The organism is Nitrosomonas ureae (assembly GCF_001455205.1).
Classification (GTDB): Bacteria; Pseudomonadota; Gammaproteobacteria; order Burkholderiales; family Nitrosomonadaceae; genus Nitrosomonas; species Nitrosomonas ureae.
Genome location: NZ_CP013341.1, coordinates 1816581 through 1837644 on the forward strand (window position 1 = coordinate 1816581; position 21064 = coordinate 1837644).

At 41.6% G+C, this 21064-nt stretch carries 19 protein-coding genes and 1 other RNA gene; 7 read left to right on the top strand and 13 right to left on the bottom strand.

The genetic code is table 11. The annotated features are described in order from the left end of the window. Positions 1–32 precede the first annotated feature (32 nt). The 6 genes from ATY38_RS08230 to smc form a co-directional block, all read right to left on the bottom strand. Positions 33–1088 (bottom strand): IS110 family RNA-guided transposase, encoded by a 1056-nt coding sequence (locus tag ATY38_RS08230; RefSeq protein WP_062558878.1) that lies wholly within the window; start codon positions 1086–1088, stop codon positions 33–35. Between the two features lie 212 nt (positions 1089–1300). After that, positions 1301–1477: non-coding RNA, 6S RNA (gene ssrS, locus ATY38_RS08235), on the bottom strand. Between the two features lie 17 nt (positions 1478–1494). After that, complete coding sequence (locus tag ATY38_RS08240) at positions 1495–1791, bottom strand: cell division protein ZapA (protein WP_062558879.1); 297 nt, start codon at positions 1789–1791, stop codon at positions 1495–1497. Beyond that, a complete protein-coding gene (locus tag ATY38_RS08245; protein WP_062558880.1) occupies positions 1784–1981 on the bottom strand; it encodes a hypothetical protein in 198 nt (65 codons plus the stop codon). Before ATY38_RS08245 ends, ATY38_RS08240 begins: the two co-directional genes overlap by 8 nt. Before the next feature lie 285 nt (positions 1982–2266). Further along, positions 2267–3451, bottom strand: a complete 1185-nt coding sequence (locus tag ATY38_RS08250) for a cell division protein ZipA C-terminal FtsZ-binding domain-containing protein (protein ID WP_235590220.1) — start codon at positions 3449–3451, stop codon at positions 2267–2269. Between the two features lie 89 nt (positions 3452–3540). After that, positions 3541–7092, bottom strand: coding sequence for a chromosome segregation protein SMC (gene smc / locus ATY38_RS08255; RefSeq protein ID WP_062558882.1), 3552 nt, complete (start codon positions 7090–7092; stop codon positions 3541–3543). Positions 7093–7189: 97 nt separating this feature from the next. Here smc and queF point away from each other — a divergent pair, with 97 nt between their 5' ends. Next, positions 7190–7609 carry a preQ(1) synthase gene (gene queF / locus ATY38_RS08260; RefSeq protein WP_062558883.1) on the top strand — a complete coding sequence of 140 codons (420 nt, stop codon included), beginning with the start codon at positions 7190–7192 and terminating at the stop codon, positions 7607–7609. 154 nt (positions 7610–7763) lie between these two features. Continuing rightward, a complete protein-coding gene (locus tag ATY38_RS08265; protein WP_062558884.1) occupies positions 7764–9056 on the top strand; it encodes a LysM peptidoglycan-binding domain-containing protein in 1293 nt (430 codons plus the stop codon). Between the two features lie 46 nt (positions 9057–9102). Here the strand turns inward: ATY38_RS08265 and ATY38_RS08270 are convergent, their stop codons facing one another. After that, complete coding sequence (locus ATY38_RS08270) at positions 9103–10563, bottom strand: M17 family metallopeptidase (RefSeq protein WP_062558885.1); 1461 nt, start codon at positions 10561–10563, stop codon at positions 9103–9105. A gap of 168 nt (positions 10564–10731) precedes the next feature. Here ATY38_RS08270 and ATY38_RS08275 point away from each other — a divergent pair, with 168 nt between their 5' ends. Further along, positions 10732–11526, top strand: coding sequence for a thymidylate synthase (locus tag ATY38_RS08275; RefSeq protein ID WP_062558886.1), 795 nt, complete (start codon positions 10732–10734; stop codon positions 11524–11526). Further along, positions 11523–12032 (top strand): dihydrofolate reductase, encoded by a 510-nt coding sequence (locus tag ATY38_RS08280; protein WP_062558887.1) that lies wholly within the window; start codon positions 11523–11525, stop codon positions 12030–12032. Before ATY38_RS08275 ends, ATY38_RS08280 begins: the two co-directional genes overlap by 4 nt. A 133-nt stretch (positions 12033–12165) precedes the next feature. Here ATY38_RS08280 and ATY38_RS08285 read toward each other — a convergent pair whose 3' ends face one another. From ATY38_RS08285 to apbC, 5 genes are all read right to left on the bottom strand, one after another. Next, complete coding sequence (locus ATY38_RS08285) at positions 12166–13341, bottom strand: type III PLP-dependent enzyme (RefSeq protein WP_062558888.1); 1176 nt, start codon at positions 13339–13341, stop codon at positions 12166–12168. Positions 13342–13644: 303 nt separating this feature from the next. Then, entirely contained in the window at positions 13645–13869 is a 225-nt protein-coding gene (locus ATY38_RS16525; RefSeq protein ID WP_235590221.1) for a hypothetical protein, read from the bottom strand. 30 nt (positions 13870–13899) lie between these two features. Continuing rightward, positions 13900–14898: a TIGR03790 family protein gene (locus ATY38_RS08290; RefSeq protein WP_235590222.1), complete on the bottom strand. Its 999-nt coding sequence runs from the start codon at positions 14896–14898 to the stop codon at positions 13900–13902. 36 nt (positions 14899–14934) lie between these two features. Next, positions 14935–15501, bottom strand: coding sequence for a dCTP deaminase (gene dcd, locus ATY38_RS08295; RefSeq protein WP_062558889.1), 567 nt, complete (start codon positions 15499–15501; stop codon positions 14935–14937). Between the two features lie 13 nt (positions 15502–15514). Further along, positions 15515–16603 (bottom strand): iron-sulfur cluster carrier protein ApbC, encoded by a 1089-nt coding sequence (gene apbC, locus ATY38_RS08300; protein WP_062558890.1) that lies wholly within the window; start codon positions 16601–16603, stop codon positions 15515–15517. Positions 16604–16728: 125 nt separating this feature from the next. Here apbC and metG point away from each other — a divergent pair, with 125 nt between their 5' ends. From metG to ATY38_RS08315, 3 genes are read left to right on the top strand one after another with little or no spacing between them, the layout of a single operon-like run. After that, a complete protein-coding gene (gene metG / locus ATY38_RS08305) occupies positions 16729–18834 on the top strand; it encodes a methionine--tRNA ligase (RefSeq protein ID WP_062558891.1) in 2106 nt (701 codons plus the stop codon). Between the two features lie 8 nt (positions 18835–18842). Then, positions 18843–19208, top strand: coding sequence for a nuclear transport factor 2 family protein (locus tag ATY38_RS08310; RefSeq protein ID WP_062558892.1), 366 nt, complete (start codon positions 18843–18845; stop codon positions 19206–19208). 24 nt (positions 19209–19232) lie between these two features. After that, a complete protein-coding gene (locus ATY38_RS08315; RefSeq protein ID WP_062558893.1) occupies positions 19233–19982 on the top strand; it encodes a YggS family pyridoxal phosphate-dependent enzyme in 750 nt (249 codons plus the stop codon). 87 nt (positions 19983–20069) lie between these two features. On the opposite strand, the gene ATY38_RS08320 is transcribed toward ATY38_RS08315, so the two are convergent. Continuing rightward, positions 20070–21056, bottom strand: coding sequence for a BPSS1780 family membrane protein (locus ATY38_RS08320; RefSeq protein ID WP_062558894.1), 987 nt, complete (start codon positions 21054–21056; stop codon positions 20070–20072). Positions 21057–21064 lie beyond the last annotated feature (8 nt).

Genomic DNA, 21064 nt, shown 5'->3' on the forward strand with positions numbered 1-21064 from the left:
CTTAAATCTGCTGCAGTGCTATCAATAAATTTCTATGCAACACCATAATCATGCTCGGCAGCAACTGATGTCGTAGCGCGATTATGGTGGAATGTTGTGCCTTGGGCGAGCAACGCCCAGATAATACGAGCATTTTTATTCGCTAGTGCAACAGCAGCGATATTCTTGTTGCGTCGAGCTATCAGTTTACGCAACCAGCTTTCTGGTTCTTCCTTATTTTCAGCAAAACGGATGACTGCTCTTGCTCCGTGAATCAGCAAAGTGCGCAGATAAGTGTCGCCACGTTTACTGATGCCGAGTAATATCTGCTTGCCACCACTGGAGCACTGTTTTGGCACCAATCCAAACCATGCCGAAAGTTGCTTGCCGTTCTTGAACTCTGTGGCATTTCCAACTGTTGCAACAATGGCGCTCGCCGTAATCGGGCCAATACCGGGAATAGCTTCCAATCTTTGACTGGCTTCGTTCTCCTTGTGCCACAGCTTGATCTGCAATTCCAACTCTTCTATTTGTCGACTTAGTTGTTTGAGATGATCATTCAACTGTTTCAGTAAATGACGCATTGATCCTGGTAAATCGTTTCCAGCATCTTCCAGAATATCCGGCACCCGATTGATAATCGAACGGATCCCTTGTGGGATAACAATACCAAATTCAGAAAGCAGGCCGCGTATCTGATTTGCCTGTGCGGTTCTGGCTTTGACGAAACCTTGCCTGGCACGATGCACTGACAAAATGGCTTGTTGCTCAATATTCTTGATCGATACAAAACGCATGTTGGGTCGGCTTACCGCTTCGCAGATCGCTTCCGCATCTGCCATATCATGCTTGTTGGTCTTGACGTAGGGTTTGACAAATTGGGGTGACATGAGCTTGACGGTGTGCCCAAATTCGCACAGCTTTCTCGCCCAATGGTGTGAACTACCGCAGGCTTCCATCCCAATCAGGCAAGGCTCCAGATTGGCAAAAAACTTTGACATCTCGCTACGGCGCAACTGCTTGCGCAGCAACGCCTTACCATACATATCCACGCCATGAATCTGAAATACTTCTTTTGCCAAATCAATGCCTATCGTTGTAATCTTCATGTCGGACGCTCCTCTCTTATTTAGTGGGCTTTATTGCACCACTACTTTGGCACTTCGATGCCGTTTAGGGTAGTGGGCGTCCATTACCTCACTTTTTGTGATGAGGTGTACCGCTAAAAGTAGTATGATTTTTGATTGAAGCAATACGCGGGTCGCGACTACTGCAACTAAAAAAACAAGAAACATTTTCTAAACATTTCTTGTCCTGAAATAAGCTCCCCACATATGCCGTTAGACCATCATCTTGAACCATGAGGTCCAAGGCGGTTGCTTCACGGATACATCAGGCACATCCATTAATGGCGCGCACAACAGTATCACTAAAATCCACAACCATTTTCTAAAAATGGTTCAAAGAATATAAGTCTTAACAAACACCGCAGGGATTAACACCTTAATTTTATTTCTAAACTTCCATTGTTATTGCTTCATCAACTTTCTTTTCTAGGATAATAATTCTACGCTTAAATTCATCCATGTCAAAACTTGTGATGCTTTTTAATATTAACAATTCATGGGTGATTTTTAACATCGCAGTAATCGCGATGTGATCGGAATGGATAATTTTTCCTTCTGTTTTGATATCTTGTATTTTATTACCCAGATAAACGGCAGCGAGTTGAAGTTCTTCACATTCTTTGTCAGTGCATGCGATACTGAATTCACGACCGATAATATTTACATTGAAAATGGAGTTATTCATTTTCAGGAATATTCAATAAAAGCGCTTCAAGCCGGTCAGCAGCAACATGTATTTTCTCATTTAATTCCTCACATTGATGATGAGAATTCGCCAATTCTTTCTGTAATTTCTTATTTTCTACGCGGGTATCTTGATACATACGTAAAAGTAATGAAACTTTTTCTTCTAAAGATTTCAGTTCTGTTTCCATAGGGCACAAATTTTTGAACTATTAAAAGGTTATTGAGTAACCAAGTCTGAAATTCTGTTATCGTGCCCTGGTTTCCGATCAAAACAGCAATCCATAATTATTCTTGTTTTTTTGAGTATAAATTTTAATTAATTATCAATAATTTGTATTAATATCTTAATATCCATGCCGAGAAGAATTTTATAACAATATATTTTTAATGTTTATTTTATAAATAATCAACAGACTTTGTAGCGATTACGGAGACTAAAGTACTTATCTTTAGTATTTTTGTGAAAATTTTTGTTATACAAATAATCGTAAGGCGCTAGGACTACCCGCGTTGATATGATTCTTTTTCATTAAAGTTTGTATTTCCAGCAGTTGCTGTTTACTTTTTTGCAATCCACTATCGCTTAACGGAACTCGATTATCATCAACTACGATTCCACCAAGGGTATTGGAGAAAATCTTGGCCAAATGCGTCATTTGATCAAATACTCTTTCTCCATGGGCAACTCTTGGTACATCCAACAGAAAAGTTACGCCATGTGTAGTTAATGATTTAATATTCTCAGGTAGGAATGGAGATGATTCATAATTATTCAATGTAAACAGAATATTATTGCTATCGTCGCGATATTTGAATAATCCATCTGTTTCCAGTCTGAATCCGGAAGCTTCCGCCAGTGCCCGAATCTTAGTACCAACAAATGCACCGTCGTCTTTGCTAATGATATTAATGCCTATCATGACATCGACTTCAGCACAAAACTTATCGAGCATAACGGCTTTCTCATGTGCACTCACAATATCAGGACATTCTGCAGAAGCATTTACCTGTGATGCAAAATCTAGAACTAAATCCCTGAATTTGGATAAATTGACCTCGCTGATAGGGCCAGCCCTGTCGGCAAGTTGCAAGCAGCCTTTCAAGTGACAGTAACCATCACTGTCCACATTGGATTCATTGGAGATTTCTTCCCATGGTTCATTTTTATCATGTTGTCCCAGCCAATAAACCGGTTTTCCAAAGTCAAATTTTCTTTGTAACAGCTTGGCAATGTGAGTATTGGCAATAACTGAGCCTGATCGAATATTGACGATGTAATTAGTATTACTATCATAGTCAAGCAGCGGTGAGGTTGTTGCGGAATTTATAGAGGTGCTTGTTTGGGGAATATTGATGGTTGGATGTGCGGCTGATGTAACTGATGTTTTCTTTGATTCAACCGTTGGTAAATCAACTTGATCATCAGCTGGAGTCAAAGTATCAAGCGTTACATCCGATATTTTTTTATTAAACTTCGGTTCAATACGTTGAAAAGGTTCGTCAGAATGATGTGCGTCCAAGAGGATATCATCATGTTTATGCTCAAATGCCGCTTGTACTTCTCGACGATAACGCAGTTGTTGCAGCCAGTTAAAAATGGCAACTGCAACGATAATTATGATGCCGATAATGATCAAACTTATCTGCAAGTCACTCATGCTAAGAATCTCCATATTACCTCCTTGCTATTTCTTAAAGTTGCTGTTGGGGACAGCAGATTATGTCAGTTTTGTACGACTTACTACAATCACTGGATTGCGGCCTGCTTGTCGCGTTTTCCCATAGTAATTGCATCAGCGAGATCGACGGTTACTATTCTTGATACACCTTGTTCTTGCATTGTAACGCCAATTAGTCGCTGTGCCATCTCCATGGTTATTTTGTTATGGCTGATAAATAAAAATTGGGTATGTTGGGTCATGTTTTTGACTATTTCGCAAAATCGCTTGGTATTGTTGTCATCAAGGGGGGCATCGACTTCATCCAATAAGCAGAATGGAGCCGGATTTAATCGGAATAATGAAAAAATCAATGCTAATGCAGTGAGCGCTTTTTCTCCACCGGATAATAAATGTATAGAACTGTTTTTTTTCCCTGGCGGTTGCGCCATCAACAGTAAGCCTGAATCGAGAATTTTATTGTCACAAAATTCAAGCCGAGCTCTTCCCCCTGTAAAAATAACTGGAAAAATTTCATCCAGATATTTGTTTATTAGATAGAAAGTGTCGTTCAGGCGGCTTTGGGTCTCGCGATCAATCTGTTGAATGGCATTGTCCAACGTAGCAATGGCCGCGCCGATATCATGTAACTGTATCAGCAAATTGGATCCTCGTGCGCGCGCAATTTCAAGTTCCTTTAATGCCCCGAGATTGACGGGACCGAGCTCTGCAATTTTTGTATTGATCTGATCAATCTCGGATTGTAATGCTGTCGTATTTTTTTTATTAAGGAGTGGTAACAGCAATTCCACTTCAATGTCTGCCTCATTGATTAGTGTATCAAATTGGCTCATTGTAATTGCCGCCGCTTGTTCCTTGAGTTGGAACTTACTTATGGTTTCACGCAATGAGTAAGATTTTTGTTCCGATGTCATGCGAATATTTTCTATTTCCTGTAATTCTTTTACGATATTACTCGCTTCGTGGCGAACCTGTAATGCGGCTTGTTCGATTAATTTGCGTTGTGCCTGAGCATCTTGCAACAGAGTATTGATTCGGTTCGCATCTAATTTTTCTTTTTCCCCGACCAAGTTAATATGATTTTCCGTGAGCTTTTGAAGATCTGCTTCAATGGCTTGAATGTGAATTTCAATCTCAATGATTTTATTCTGGCAAGTTTTTACATGAAAAGCAGCTTCTTGTACTTCTTGTGCGGATTGCAATATTTTTTGGCGTAAATTTATAAGTGCATGATTGGTTGCTTCCCAAGTGGATTGAGCTTGTTTCTCATCATTTTTGAGTGTTTCGATTTGTATCAAATTATTTTCAAATCTTGTTTTCGCAGATTTCTGTAGTGATATCTCATGATCCAGTGCTCGCCTGATCTCGGTTAATTCGAAATTAATTTGCTCATTACGATGTGTCGTACGTTCGTTAACCTGAGTTAGTTTAACGACTTCAAGCTGTTGTTTGTGCCATTGTTCCTGAAATTGTTTGTTATTCTCGTTAACCGTTCGGAGAATATTTGCCAGTTCTATATGCTGTTGCTCTGCTTCTGATAATAAAATGCGCTGCTTCTGCAAAGATGATTCGTGTTGAGCAATTTCTGTTTGTATTTGTATGAGCTCTTGCTGTCTAGACAATACACCGTGCAAATCCGAATCAGGCGCATAAAAGGTAAAGCTATTATGAGTAATGATATGTCCTTGGCGAGTTACAATTATTTCATCCGGTTTTAAAGCTGCACGCTTAATAAGACCTTCTTTCGTGTCTTCTGTGACATAAACCGGGTGTAGCCAATTTTCTAAGACCTGTCTGATTTCAGGTTGAGCAACCGTGAGGAAAACAAGCAATTTCCTACAGTTTACAAGGTTATGAGTTGCCGATTGTGATGCCGCATCCGATAAATTGGGTTGGTTCTTATCAAAAATTGTCCATTTTAAGTTTGGTGCGTCATCGATCCAGTTTAAAACATGATCTAGTTGCTCGGATTCGATACCGTTGAGTCGTTCGCGTAATACAGCTTCCAAAGCGTTTTCCCATTCTGGTGTGATATGTATTTTCTGCCATAAACGGGGTAACAGATCCAATTTATGCTTACTGAGCCATGTATTGAGATCCTGATTATTATTAAGTTTTTTCTGCAGGTCATCCAGTGCGGAAAAGCGGGCGATGGCCTGAGATAATGCATGTTGCAGTGCTTGAATATTGTCGATAATGTGTTGTTTATTTATGGCTGCATCTGACAGGTGATTTTCTAAACTTTTACACTTCAGAGTTCCATCTTTTAATGCACGTTCGATGTGTGCAATTTCTGACTGTAATTCCATTAACATGGAGGGTTCAATCGAGATTAATTCATTCTGTTCATTGGATAAGCGCGCAAATCGAGTTTCTAGCTGTTGAATATTTTTTTCTGCATGTGAAAGATGATTTTCTTCAAGTTGATTGGTTTGTTCAAGAATTAAAAGGTTGTCTCGGTATGCGTTTAGTTTTTTTTGATGATTGAAGAATTCAGTTTCAACAGCAGGAAGTTTATTGTTTTCCTCTTTATAAACAATGATGTTGCATTGATGAGATAACTTAGCATCTGCTTTTTCTTGTCGCCAGTGCCGAAGATTTTCTAACCTTGTTTCTTTTAATTGATGGTTTTCTTGGAGCTGGGCATCGGTTCGCTGAATTTGCTGTGTTAAGCGATCTTGTGTGTTTCTCAAATAGGTAATTTCTTGTTGCAGGCGTCCTATTTCAGCATCGGCAGAATATAATTGCCCTTGTATTTGAAGCAATTGTTCATTGATAGCCTGTTCTTTCTTGCGAGTATTCTCGTAATCTTTTTCTGCATTGTGTTGAGTCGAAAGTGTGATGTCCAATTCCGCTTCAAGTTTTTGAATTTCTTTTTTTGCAGCATCGCGTTGATGCATAGCGTCTGCTCTACGCTGTAACCACAGCAAAGATTGAGATTTATGCGCTGCATCTTGCAGCAATTGGTATTGCATGGCAGTATTCGCTTGTGTTTCCAGGCGTTGCAACTGAGTTTCTAATTCCTGATGAATATCTTCTAAGCGTATTAGATTTTTTCGGGTTTCAGTCAGACGCAACGAAGTATCGTGTCTTCTTTCTCGATACTGAGAGATTCCGGCAGCTTCTTCTAGAAAATTTTTTAATTCCAGTGGCTTTGCTTCAATGATCCGTGAGATCATGCCTTGTTCAATGATGGCATAGCCATGACTACCAACACCGGTACCTAAGAAAAGATCAGAAATATCACGTCGCCTAACTTGAAGGTTGTTAATGAAATAACTTGAAATACCATTTCGGTGGAGAACACGTTTTATTGCAATTTCGGTATAGCTGGACCATTGGCCAGTAATTTTGTTTAAGTGATTATCAAATACAATTTCAACACTGGCACGCCCAATTGCTTTTCGATTCTCCGATCCTGAGAATATAACATCTTGCATCGAATCTCCCCTTAGGGCTGAAGCTTTTGATTCTCCCAAAACCCACCGTACCGCATCGATGACGTTTGATTTTCCGCAGCCATTCGGGCCAACAATACCTACTAGATCATGGGAAATTGGAACGGTAGTTGGTTCTGCAAAAGACTTGAAGCCGGCTAACTTGATATAGGCGAGGCGCAATTTTTCAGTTTATGAGATAAGGCAGTTATAATAGATAAAGCGCATCAGGCAATGAACATTTATTGTAACTGAATTAATTTATCTATGAGTATGAAGAATGGCCAGTAAACCTGAGAAAAACCTTGAAACATTTCCAAATCCATTTATTAATCGGGATTATCACATTCATATGGAAATTCCTGAATTTACTTGTTTGTGTCCCAAAACAGGACAGCCAGATTTTGCGACTCTGATTCTGGATTATGTTCCGGATAAAAAATGCATTGAACTTAAAAGCTTAAAATTGTATATCTGGTCATACCGGAATGATGGTGTATTTCATGAAGCGGTGACAAACTTAATTCTTGATGACCTCATCGCAGTTTTGAAACCGAGATATATCCGATTGATAGCGCGTTTTTATGTGCGTGGTGGCATTTTTACAAACATTATCGTGGATCATCGCAAAAAAGGATGGATGTCTAAGTCTATGATTCCTATAGGAGAGCTATCGGGGCAGTTAAATTTTCGAGAATGATTATTAATTATTGATATAAAGATAATCGTCTAACATTATGATATGTAATGGTATATATATATATTGCAATATGGCAGTATGAAAAAAACAGTTTGCAAATAGTCAATTTTTATATATCCTGTCAGGCGATATAGGTATATAAAAGTATATATAGATGATTATAAAAAGAAATGTCATTTTTGCTATATTATTCTTACTGATTTCCGCTGCGTGTTCTTTTTTATCGTTTAATGCATTTGCAGATCGATTATTGCACGACAAAGCTCAGCATAGTTCAAATTTGTGGGAACGTATTCGTAACGGGTTTGCATTAGCCCTCCCACCTTCTCCGAATAATAAAGCAATTCGCAAGATTGCGCTCAATTATATACAGAATCCCCACGCATTTAACAGCATTGTCGCAAACGGTGAACGTTATTTGTTTTATATAATGGAGGAAGTTGAGCGTCGTGGAATGCCGATGGAAATAGCATTGCTGCCGATAATAGAAAGCGCTTATGATCCTTTGATAAAATCAAATAGCCAAACAGCAGGGCTGTGGCAATTTATTCCGGAAACAGGGCGAATCCTGGGCTTGGAACAAAATGTCTGGCATGATGATCGGCGCGACATTGTGGCATCAACTCAAGCGGCTCTTGATTATCTTCAATATCTTTATCTAAAATTCGATAATTGGAAGCTGGCGTTAGCGGCTTACAATCTGGGTGAAGGTGCTGTAAGCAAAATTCTGGCAAAGCACATCCATAAAGGAAGGACCGTTAATTTTTATGATGTGAATTTGCCGGTTGAGGTTAAGCATTATGTTTACAAGATTTTGGCCATAAAAGATATCGTTGCCAATGCTAAAAAATATGGTATACAGCTACGGTCGATACCAAATCGCCCGTACTTTGATACTGTAAAGATTCATGAACACATCGATATTCCGCTCGTTACACGCCTTGCTAATATTTCCGAGGTTGAATTCACAGCGCTAAATCCGGCTTATAATCGTTACGTTATTAAAGTCAGTAATGAGCCTCGTACTTTATTGATACCAAGAGAAAAGAAAGAGATATTTGTTAGAAATCTGGAAACTTATCATGATCCTAGAATTTCATGGCAATTTTATCGAGTCAAGAAAGGAGAGAAAATTAATGAGATCGCTACTCGGCATGAGACTACTGTAAAACAGCTCCAAACAATCAATGGGATTGCTCGAAACAAAAATCTTACACTAGGTCAAAAAATATTGGTGCCTCAAATTGTGGCAGGAAATCAAATCGCTCGATCATCCTGGAAGATACCAACACAACGTAATCAATCTGTTGTTTATGTGGTGAAAAAAGGCGATACCCTATATGAAATTGCAAAGCGTTATCGCACAACAGTTGATCAAATTAAACACTGGAATAATAGCGATGAAAATTTGTCCATAGGTCAGAAGCTGGTCATGCTAAGAGGCTAATCTGTGCCAAGGCAGCATGTAACCTTGTAAGCATTTGTAATAAATGCTATTCAATATTTTTAAGAAATTCAATAGCCCAATTAACACCAAATCCTGTAATCTCACTGTTAACCGCACCTAACCCCCCTTTGTGATTGCTCGCGGATAAATCCACGTGTAACCATGGCGTGTTCTGTATGAATCGTTTTAAAAAACATGCAGCAAGTATATGATCGAAATCCCCGTCTAACTGACATTGTTTGATATCGGCGATATCGCTTTCAAGACTTTCTTCATAATCTGTATCCATCGGAAAAACACAAACACGTTCTCCACTTTTCGTTCCTGCGACAATAGCTTTCTGGCATAAATCATCTTGATTGCTGAAAATTCCGCTATATCGGGATCCCAAAGCTGTTTTCATACTGCCTGTTAAAGTGGCAAAGTCAATGATCAGATCAGGTTTTTGTTGACTTGCTAAAGTCAATGTATCTGCCAAAACCATTCGACCTTCAGCGTCAGTGTGTACGATTTCAATCGATAATCCGTTTAATGCTGAAATAATATCGTTTTGCTTATAGGCACGCGGGCTGATATGGTTTTGTGCAATGGCAAGCCAACAATCAATTGTGACAGGTATTTCGGCGCGTGTGGCTGCAAGAAGAATACCTAAAGCAACAGCAGAGCCATTCATATCTTCGTGCATGCCCTGCATATAGCGAGCTGGTTTTATATTGTAACCACCAGTATCGAAGCAAATACCTTTGCCCACAATCGCAATTTTTTTATTTTGGGAGCCAGGCTTGCAATTATGCTGTAAATGTACAATAGCAGCATCTTCTGTGTCGCTTCCTTGTGCAACCGCAATAAAAGCGCCTGCTCCCATTTCTTTCAATTTATTAAAATCAAATTCTTGATACTTCCATCCCTCATTTTCAGCCAGTTTCTTGATCTGTTGTCGATAAGTCTTAGGCATTAATTCATTTGCAGGAAGAGCAGTTAATCCGCGCGCTAATAAATTTCCTTCTGCTAATGCACGTTGCAAGGAAAAATTATTAGCATCTTGATAGCCATATAGAAACATCTTAATCAGCGGTTTCCTGATCGGTTTACTTTTGCGCATCGGCAATACAGCTCCATTGATCCAAACTGTGTAAACAGCCAGTTCAGCAAAGTTTCTTTTTTGCTGCAGGGTGCCATAAACAGCAATATGTATTTCATCCGGATTTTCTAGAAGCAGAAATTTTATTGCCTTGCGTAGGCGCGTTTGTTGTTCAAAAATGGGTTTGTCAGTATCAAGCATTACCCAACTACATAATTCACCATTCTGGAGATTTGCACTCACGGGAGTTTCGCTAAGCTCTGTTAATTCCATATTGCGCCGCAATAGTAATTTATTCAGAGGCTCTTCACCGGGAATACTATATTTCTTGGGTAACTTGTCTAACTTAGGAAGTACTACGAGAATATGAGGTGTTTTAATTGATTGATCAATAGATGATATATTCTGGAAAAGGGATGCCAGCATTGAAAGCTTTCCTGTGAAATATTATTTTCTGTGTAGCGATGTCGGGAGTCATTACAAAAAGAACGATTGCAGATAATATTGCTATTATATACGTGTTATGTATGCTGTGGCAGGGATAGCCCGTTGCAGATAGATTAAAAAAACATGAATAGGGGATTTTAAATAAGAATGCGTCAATATCTCGAATTAATGCAACATGTTATTGATTACGGTTTTCAAAAAACAGATCGAACGGGTATTGGTACATTATCGATTTTTGGTCATCAAATGCGTTTTAATCTAAATGATGGTTTCCCGTTAGTTACAACCAAGAAATGTCATTTAAAGTCAATCATTCATGAGCTGTTATGGTTTATTCGGGGTGATACCAATGTACGTTATCTACATAAATATGGTGTTTCAATTTGGGATGAGTGGGCTGACGTAAATGGCAATCTGGGTCCTATTTACGGTCAACAATGGCGTTCCTGGATGAGTGCAGACGGACAGGAAATTGATCAGCTTCAGCAGGTAATTAAACAGATTATAGATACACCTGATTCGCGTCGAATGCTGGTTTCTTCGTGGAATGTAGGTGAATTGCACAGAATGCGATTGCCTCCATGTCACGCTCTTTTTCAATTCTATGTCGCCGATAATAAGTTATCGTGTCAGCTCTATCAGCGAAGTGCGGATATTTTCTTGGGCGTGCCATTTAATATTGCTTCGTACGCCTTGCTAACAATGATGATTGCGCAGGTTAGTAATCTCGGGATAGGGGAGTTCGTTCATACGTTAGGCGATGCGCATCTTTATCTGAATCATTTGGAACACGCGCGCGAGCAGTTATCGCGTGAGCCACGGTCATTGCCCGTAATGAGATTAAATCCGATAATACGAACAATTTCCGAGTTTGAATATGAGGATTTTGTCTTGGAGGGCTATGATCCTCATCCATTAATCAAAGCACCTGTAGCCGTATGATTTCAATGCGTCTTTCTATCCTGGTGGCTATGGCTAAGAATCGAGTTATTGGCGGAAATAATCAATTGCCCTGGCATTTACCGGCTGATCTTAAGCACTTTAAGTTCCTGACAATGGGTCAAACCATTGTGATGGGAAGAAAAACCTATGAGTCTATCGGTAGACCGTTACCCGGACGAGAGAATATTATTATTACCCGACAATCAGGCTATGACGTGCCGGGAGCAACTGTAGTGAATTCTCTTCAAGATGCCTTGTTGATATGCGAAGAAAGCAGTACGATCAATAAGGAAAGCTTTATTATTGGTGGTGAGAAACTGTACCGGCAAACGCTGGATATTTGTCAAAGAATGTATATTACTGAAATTCAGAGTGATTTTGAAGGTGATGTAGTTTTTCCGGAATTTAATCGCAACAACTGGGAAGAAATACAGCGCGATAAACATATATCAGTGAATGATGCGCAAATCGAATATCATTTTGTCATTCTTGAGCGTAAAGTATGACTCAAACATCCTTCAGGATTGATCTCTGCTCTTAATAGATGATATGACCAATATAAATGGTGAAACTATGCATCAAGTGCCATTTCACCATTTATTAGGATTATTGCTGTAGGTATGAGTGATCGCGGATTGTTCAGATCACTTTCACATCAGGTAAAGGAAATCCATTGAAATTACTTGCGTATGCGGTAGTGTAAGCACCTGCGTTCGGTATATAAATGAAATCTCCTTCCTGTATATTATTTGGTAGCATCAACTCATGCATCAAGATATCAACTGAATCACAAGTGGGGCCTGCAATTGACCAAGGGATGTTATTGCCTTTTCGGTCTGTTAGGATTTCATAACGCAATCCTTCAGTCATTTCTATGACACCGCCAAACATACCTGCATCCCAATACATCCATCGTTTTCCATTACGGGTTGCGGTACCCACGACGCGACATACAAAATAAGCTGAATCAGATACTAGGTAACGGCCTGGTTCTGCCATAATGCGGATGCTTTCCGGTAAATCAGCAATGGCTTCGTTGATAACTTCTGCGATGATTTCGATTGAAGGAATGGGTTTGACATGTCGAACTGGATAGCCTCCACCAACATTCAGCAATCGGGGGTTCAAGCCGACACATCGCATTTCAGCAAAGACTTTCTTTGCACGTTCGATACCAACGCGCCAATTTTGTGGATTACGGCATTGAGAACCGACATGGAAAGTGACGCCGGCCAGATCTGCTTTGAGTCTCACAGCTTCATGAATAATCTCATTAATATCGGCAAGATGCGTGCCAAATTTTCCAGCTAACGGCCAGTCACTGCCAATATTCGGTGTATCAATACGCAAGTACATTTTGGCATCCGGCCTGACGCTGACAATTTTTCGTAGTTCCTCAATGCTATCGAGCACATACCATTCAACCCCTTTGGCAGCAGCATATTCTATGTAAGCACGGGATTTCATCGGATTACTATAAAATATTTCAGCAGCCGGTACGCCTAACTTAAGTAGCAAGTCCAGCTCGGCAATAGAGGCGATTTCAAATCCAACGCCTTCATCGATCAAAGTATTAAGTACACGCTCATCAGGATTTGCTTTGACAGCATAATGTGGATGAACCCGGGGCATGACGGTAATAAAACGTCGGGACTTATGTCGGACAATATCGCTGTCCACTAGTAAAAAAGGGCGTTGATAGCCATTTTTCAGGGTATCTTGAACATGTTCAAAATTAAGACTAATTTCGGGATGAGTGTCGAACAGAACTTCAGATTGATTATGCTGCTGAAGTGAAGATGCGAGTTTAGGCATGCGAATGCTCCTTTAAATGACGCTACGTTTCAGGAATATGAATATTGACTAAATCAGCTGGAGCGAAAAAGTTCTTTATACTTCTCATGATGACCTCCTCATCAATAATTTTATGGATAAACAAATTGCACGCATTATAGTCTCCATTGTGGGCAAATCAAGTATTTTTTATATAAAAAATAATTTTTAATTGCAAAGAATAAACTATTGGAAACAATGTGTTGTATTAAATAAAATGATCGTCTCGTTAGGCGGTTGTTTTATAAAAAGTTTAGAGCAGGTTTAGGGTTTTCTGATAGCTTGTCAGTGCCATTGTATATTTAGGTAGCCGTCTGTTTTTTCATTAAATTTAAAGTGAAATTGATTTTCACCGCGGCTAATGGTTTTTTGTTGCATAAATGGGCTAAAAGGTCCAGCAGCAGAAAATGATTGTTCGATCCTTAAACGCCCCGTACGTGGCGAAAAGAATTTCAACATAAACTGTTTCGGACTTACTTCTTCTATATGCGGAGCGAAAGGTTTTGCCAATGGTTCACCGATGAATAGGCCTTGACCTGGTCAAGCAACACTTTTCCAATAGGCCTCAAGCGCAGAGGCACCTAATGCATACTGAAACATGGTAACTATGGGTGAGGGAAATTTTTGTGAAAAACTACACGGCTCAACAACGGTTCCATAGCTTGCTGTAGCTCCGGCCTCCAGCCATCGTAAACTGCTCATTTGCGGAGAATCAGTCAACATGCCGCCAGCTGACGTTAAATGATCTGCTAAAGCGCCTGGAAGAAAATACAATGTTTCGAGCATAGGCACTTTTTTCAAACCGGTAAAGTAAAAAAGCACATCCTTGCGCTCAGAAATATAATCGGCTGCTAGTATTTGTAGGGGAAATAGCTCACCCAGCTCTTCCGCAGCTTGTGTAAAGCTGGTTGCCCGACTGTTGCGTGCTTTATCCGAAGTATTCATTAAATAGGCTTGGCCTTTAGGAAAGCTGTAATCTGAACGTATGCCACGGTCGATCAATGCCTTGATGTGTTCGAAAGAGGTTCCGGCCAGCATCATCGCAGGGCGCAGCTTGTAATCGTCGTAGGGATAAAGGCTGGACGAATTGAAATAAGGACTAAGAGCGGTCGATCCACAGGGTTCGGCGCAGTATTTCTTGTCGAAACCAAAAGCCAACGCGGATGTTAACGACATGCAACCAACTCGGTATGGCGTAGTCCAGGCAACTGCGAATGCCTGCACATGTTTAGGGGTAAGCTGGTCAATAGTTGCTTTTAGTTGCTTGAATTCCTTTGGGGTTATAATGCTAAGTTTAGATGAGAAGCGTAGTTTAATGATGTTTGTTTCGGGTATTTGTCTAGCTTGCAGGTAGTAATTGCCTATTTGTCGCGACAATGGATCGTTTTCATTAATGATGACCGCGATATCATTGGGCCCCAAACTTGTTCGCGGCAAGGAAATACGATTCTGTGCTTCCACTGGCAAAGCTGCGGAAAGAGAGATAAACATCAGTAAGACGAAAAATTGCTGGATCAAGGTGAAATTTTCTTGCGTCAAATCAAAGCGCTTTCACGCTGATTAAGAAATACAACTTTAGATTTTTGGCAGCGTCACGCCATGCTGTCCTTGATATTTGCCGCCTCGATCCTTATATGAAGTTTCACAAACTTCATCCGCTTCAAAAAATATTACTTGTGCAACACCTTCATTGGCATAGATTTTAGCTGGTAGAGGTGTGGTATTGGAGAATTCCAATGTCACATACCCTTCCCACTCCGGTTCAAAAGGGGTTACATTGACAATGATGCCGCAGCGGGCGTATGTGGATTTGCCCAGACAAATGGTTAATATATTGCGCGGGATACGGAAATATTCGACAGTGCGGGCCAGGGCGAAGGAATTGGGTGGAATGATGCATACATTATTTTTGACATCAACAAATGAGTTGGAGTCGAAATTCTTCGGATCAACAATCGTTGAATTGATATTGGTGAACAATTTAAATTCATCAGAACAACGGATATCGTAACCATAGCTTGATGTGCCGTAGGAAACAATCCGTTGATTATCCTTTTGACGAATTTGATCGGGTTCGAATGGCTCAATCATGCCGTATTCCAGGACCATGCGGCGTATCCATTTGTCTGACTTAATTGTCATGCTTTAGCGGCTCCTAGTCATTTTCCATAATGATTTTGGTGAACAATTCAGAATGATCTTCGGCGCATTCGGCGACCTTGACGGCAATGCGCCGTGCAATCAACCGGTAGATTCCGGCTATTTTTCCTTCCGGTTCAGCAACGACGCTGGGTTTTCCCGTATCCGTATGCTCGCGAATTTTGATATCGAGTGGCAAAGCACCGAGAAATTCCACATTGTAATCCTGACACATCTTTTCACCACCGCCGGTACCAAATATCGGTTCGGTATGCCCACATTGTGAGCAGGTATGCGTGCTCATATTTTCGACAATGCCCAGAATCGGAATACCTACTTTTTCAAACATTTTTAAGCCCTTGCGAGCATCCAATAAGGCAATATCCTGCGGCGTTGTGACAATCACGGCGCCGGTTACCGGTATTTTTTGCGCCAGCGTCAATTGAATATCGCCAGTGCCTGGTGGTAAATCAACAATTAAATAATCCAGATCTTTCCAATTGGTATCGTTCAATAATTGCTGCAAGGCTTGCGTAACCATCGGGCCGCGCCAAACCATCGGGGTCTCAACATCAACCAGCAAACCGATCGACATCGCTTGAATACCATGTGCCTGCATTGGCTCCATGGTTTTGCCATCAAATGACTCCGGGTGTCCTGTTATACCTAGCATTTGAGGTTGTGACGGTCCATAAATATCGGCATCCAGAATGCCTACGGATGCGCCTTCCGCTGCTAATGCCAGAGCCAGATTAACTGCCGTTGCGGATTTTCCGACACCACCCTTGCCGGATGCGACTGCGATGATATTTTTGACACTGGGAATCAGTTTGACACCTCGTTGCACACCATGCGGGATAATTTTACTAGTCACCGTCACCTGGATATTTGCAATGCCGGGTATTGAACGTAAAGCCTCGATGATCTGATTTTGTACCGCATTTTTAACGCTATTGGCGGGATATCCCAATTCGATGTCAATCGCAGCGTTGTTTTGCTCAACCCGAATCGAACGCACGGTTTTTGCGGTGATATAATCATTGCCCGTTGTTGGATCAATGGTCTGAGAGAGAATTACTTGTATTTGTTGTTCAGAAATGGTCACTCCAAAACTCCTTATTACTGCCGGTTAGCGGCTAACAATTTAATAAAGAGATGGTAACAAATATCAGGAATGCGTACACAGTTTGTTACAATTGACGTTTATTCAATGCGAGCTATGAATAGCGAATGAGCAAGCGAAAAATTCTGGTTACTTCTGCACTTCCTTACGCCAACGGCAGTATCCATTTAGGTCATCTGGTGGAATATATTCAAACCGATATCTGGGTGCGATTTCAGAAAATGCGCGGACATGAGGTCTATTATGTGTGTGCCGATGATACGCATGGTACGCCGATTATGTTGCGCGCGGAAAAAGAAGGCATCACCCCGGAAGCTTTGATCGCGCGCGTTCATTCGGAGCACTTAGGAGATTTTAGCGGATTTCATATTCAATTTGACAATTATTACAGTACGCATTCAGCGGAAACACGGCATTTCTCCGAAGATATCTACGCTAAGCTAAAAGCTGCGGGTTTAATTGCTGTGCGTGGCATTGAACAACTTTACGATCCGGTCAGAAATATGTTCCTGCCGGACCGGTTTGTCAAAGGAGAGTGTCCGAAGTGCGGGGCAAAAGATCAGTACGGCGATTCGTGCGAGGTATGCGGCGCGGCGTATGTGCCAACCGAACTGAAAAATCCCTATTCCGCTGTATCGGGTGCAAAGCCGATCAATAAATCATCCGAACATTATTTCTTTAACTTGTCCGATCCTCGTTGCGTTGATTTTTTACGGGATTGGGCTTGTGAAGGCAATCATTTACAGCTTGAGGCCGCCAACAAAATGCGCGAGTGGGTCGGAGAAACAGGGGAAAATAAGCTTTCGGATTGGGATATTTCGCGCGATGCTCCTTATTTCGGTTTTGAAATTCCCGATGCACCCGGTAAGTATTTTTATGTCTGGCTTGATGCACCGGTGGGTTACATGGGTAGCTTCAAGAATTTATGCGAACGGCAAGGGATTCAGTTCGATGAATTTTGGCAGCCGCAATCCGATACGGAACTGTATCACTTCATTGGCAAGGATATTTTGTATTTTCACGCGCTATTTTGGCCTGCGATGCTGAAAAATGCCGGATATCGCACACCGACGAAGATTTTCGCGCATGGTTTTCTGACGGTGAATGGTGAAAAAATGAGCAAGTCGCGCGGCACGTTTATCACTGCGGAAAGTTATTTGAGACAAGGTTTGAACCCCGAATGGCTGCGTTACTACTACGCAGCCAAGCTGAACAGCACATTGGAAGATATCGACTTGAATCTGGAAGATTTCGTCGCGCGCGTCAATTCAGATTTGATTGGCAAGTTCATCAACATTGCTAGTCGCTGTGCGGGTTTTATCAGCAAACGATTTGATGGCGGATTGGTTGATGGCGCGCAGTATCAAGCTCTGCAGCAGATGGTGAATAAGCATTTTGCCGCATGGAGGCCGGATGTTATTGAACAAGCATTTGAAGCGCGTGAATATTCTGCCGCTATTCGCCAAATCATGAAATTTGCTGACGAAGCAAACGAAATGATTCACCAACTCGCGCCATGGGAAATCGCCAAAAATCCCGATCGTAGTGATGATTTGCAACGTACTTGCAGTCTTGGCGTTCAATTGTTTTATTTGCTATCGCGCTACCTGAAACCGATCCTGCCGGCCACTGCGCAACAAATAGAAGCCTTTCTTAATTGTGCACCTTTGACCTGGCCGCAGCTGCGCGACGCTCAACCGGTTTCCAATCTATTGCTGCCTGCGGGCCATAAGATCAATACTTACCAGCATTTGATGACACGTATCGATCCAAAGCAAATCGATGCGTTAATTGCAGCCAACACGCAAAGTTTGGCGCCTACAGCGCAAGATGTACCGATAAGGCATGCGGAGAAGAAACAACATGCAGTTGCGCCACTTGCCGAAACCATTTCCATCGACGAATTCAGTAAAATTGATTTGCGTATCGCTAAAATTGTCAATGCAGAGCACGTGCCAGGCGCGGAAAAATTATTGAAGCTAACGCTCGATATCGGCAGCGAGCAACGTGTGGTTTTTGCCGGTATTAAATCCGCCTACGATCCGCAACTGCTTAAAGGACGGCTGACCGTGATGGTTGCTAATCTCGCGCCACGGCAAATGAAATTCGGTTTATCGGAGGGCATGGTGTTGGCTGCGGGCAGCGGCAATCCAGGTGAGTTATTCATTTTGTCACCCGATACCGGTGCACAACCCGGAATGCGGGTTAAGTAATTGTCTGTATGGAATTGAATGTTTTTGTTAAACAGATCCAACAATTGGAGCTTAAGTTATTGCAAAGTGATCTGGCTGCGCATCCTGAATTGATCGACGAATTGTTGGCGGAGAATTTTGAAGAAGTTGATAGTAACGGAGAAATTCGTACCAGAAACGACGTGATCGATTGGTTGTTACACAAAGATAAGCACATTCAATGGACCTTTAAGGATTTTCGTATTAAAGCATTAACTGATGATATGGTGCTGGCGATTTATTCGTTGCACAAACCGAATCACATGAATGGCGCAGGATCCACCAGAACCTCAATTTGGCAGTACCGGAAAAACCAGTGGAAAATGGTTTTTCACCAAGCATCCAGGAAAAATTAATTTCTCGCATAACAGGAGCGGCCCGTGGAACTTAATGCAGAGCAGCAATTCAAAGATATCCAGAATAATCTCGCAATCGTGAGACAACGCATTGTTGACGCTTGCAAAAAAGCGGGACGCGATCCTGCCAGTGTGCGATTGCTGCCGGTTACCAAAACGGTTCCAGCAGAAAGATTGCGTATTGCCTACGCTGCAGGTTGTCACGAAATGGGCGAAAACAAGATTCAGGAAGCACGCGAGAAATCCGAGGTATTGAGCGATTTAAACATCAAATGGGCGGTCATAGGTCATTTGCAAACCAATAAAGCCAAATATCTGGCGCGCTTCGCCAATGAATTCCAAGCGCTCGATAGCCTTAAAGTTGCCGAGGAGCTCGACAAGCGTCTGCAAAATGAAGGACGGGCGATTGATGTGTATGTGCAGGTCAATAGTTCCGGCGAGGCCAGCAAGTTCGGTCTTCCTCCTGAGGACGTGCGCGACTTCGTGCAGAAACTCCCTAATTATTCGTCATTGCATATTAAGGGGTTGATGACATTGGCTATTTTCTCTTCCGATCACGATCGGGTGCGCGAGTGCTTCGTCAAAATGCGTGAAATCCAAGCCATGTTGCGCCAAGAAGCACCGGCTGGATTGGCATTTGATGAGCTATCAATGGGCATGTCGGGAGATTATGAGCTGGCGATTGAAGAAGGCGCAACGGTGGTGAGGGTTGGGCAGGCGATATTCGGTAAGCGGCCATTGCCGGATAGTTATTATTGGCCCGGAATGGGGTAATGAATAGAGAATTCCGGAGTGTAGTCGAGACCGGGCTTCTGTCGCATTTTTATTATCAGATCAACTCAATTTTTTAATAGCCCCTGATCATGAGGGAGATTTGTTTTTGGGTTGGTACAGCTTATGGTGCTCCTCGCTACAAAAAAATTGTTCTTTATCTTTGATGGCTTCGCTCTGCGGTACAAATAAGTTGCAGTGTGCGCACTGAACGAGTTCCCCGGAATTCGAATCTACCGCTTTGCTTTCCGATTCATGAGATTGTTGCTTGGTTTCAGTTTCGATTCTTTTCGATCCTGCAGTGTTATCAGCAACCCAATTGGCTTGTTGATAGTTGTGCCCGGACTCGTTATTTTTGAATCGAAGCGGCTCATTCAGGAAAATATCTTTATAACTCACATAAATGGAAGTGAAAATCGTCGGGATCAAAATCACCAGTCCGACGCCGTAAGGCATTATGCTCAGAATGGTTAGAAGGATGAGCGTGATGCCATAGAGTTGAAAAGGTATAAAGTTTCTTAAGCAAGCAAAAAAGCTTTTTTGCATTGCAACAATGGGTGGAATATTGTGGAAAATTACCAATAGCGGGGAAAACCAGGACGCCATCATGAGCGGAATGGAAAGCGCTAATGTGATTAATGAGGCTGTAAGGAGATTGCTCATTACGCCCATAAGCTCGCTTTCGTCGACTCGTTTCCCATATAGCAGCATATCCGTCATTTGAGAACCTCCGATCATGATGACCAAGCCAATAATCAGAATTTGCCCGATCAAATAAATACCCCCGATCGTGATTAATGGCACCGGATTGGTTTTGAACGCCATGAATAAATGCGATATATCCAAGGGTCTACCCTGTTCCATGTCTTTACAGCCCAGCATGATGCCGGCTAGAAAAACGGGTGAAATCAAGGTAAAAATAAATTTTCCCAATAGTGGCACCAATGACATGGTGATAGCGATCAACATCAAGGAAAAGCACACAAATACCCAAGCCAGCGGTGCTTTGCGGAACAGATAGAAACCGCTTAAGATCCATTGCAGTCCCTGTTTTGCATTAACTTGATGAAATTCCATTGATGTTT

Bases quoted from the DNA above. Each gene is read 5' to 3' on its own strand.
- ATY38_RS08320 (WP_062558894.1), bottom strand. From the start codon at position 21,056: ATGGAATTTCATCAAGTTAATGCAAAACAGGGACTGCAATGGATCTTA.
- metG (WP_062558891.1), top strand. From the start codon at position 16,729: ATGAGCAAGCGAAAAATTCTGGTTACTTCTGCACTTCCTTACGCCAAC.
- ATY38_RS08250 (WP_235590220.1), bottom strand. From the start codon at position 3,451: ATGAGTGACTTGCAGATAAGTTTGATCATTATCGGCATCATAATTATC.
- ATY38_RS08270 (WP_062558885.1), bottom strand. From the start codon at position 10,563: ATGCTGGCATCCCTTTTCCAGAATATATCATCTATTGATCAATCAATT.
- ATY38_RS08240 (WP_062558879.1), bottom strand. From the start codon at position 1,791: ATGAATAACTCCATTTTCAATGTAAATATTATCGGTCGTGAATTCAGT.
- ATY38_RS08245 (WP_062558880.1), bottom strand. From the start codon at position 1,981: ATGGAAACAGAACTGAAATCTTTAGAAGAAAAAGTTTCATTACTTTTA.
- dcd (WP_062558889.1), bottom strand. From the start codon at position 15,501: ATGACAATTAAGTCAGACAAATGGATACGCCGCATGGTCCTGGAATAC.
- ATY38_RS08285 (WP_062558888.1), bottom strand. From the start codon at position 13,341: ATGCCTAAACTCGCATCTTCACTTCAGCAGCATAATCAATCTGAAGTT.
- ATY38_RS08310 (WP_062558892.1), top strand. From the start codon at position 18,843: ATGGAATTGAATGTTTTTGTTAAACAGATCCAACAATTGGAGCTTAAG.
- ATY38_RS08230 (WP_062558878.1), bottom strand. From the start codon at position 1,088: ATGAAGATTACAACGATAGGCATTGATTTGGCAAAAGAAGTATTTCAG.
- ATY38_RS08265 (WP_062558884.1), top strand. From the start codon at position 7,764: ATGATTATAAAAAGAAATGTCATTTTTGCTATATTATTCTTACTGATT.
- ATY38_RS08275 (WP_062558886.1), top strand. From the start codon at position 10,732: ATGCGTCAATATCTCGAATTAATGCAACATGTTATTGATTACGGTTTT.
- ATY38_RS08280 (WP_062558887.1), top strand. From the start codon at position 11,523: ATGATTTCAATGCGTCTTTCTATCCTGGTGGCTATGGCTAAGAATCGA.
- queF (WP_062558883.1), top strand. From the start codon at position 7,190: ATGGCCAGTAAACCTGAGAAAAACCTTGAAACATTTCCAAATCCATTT.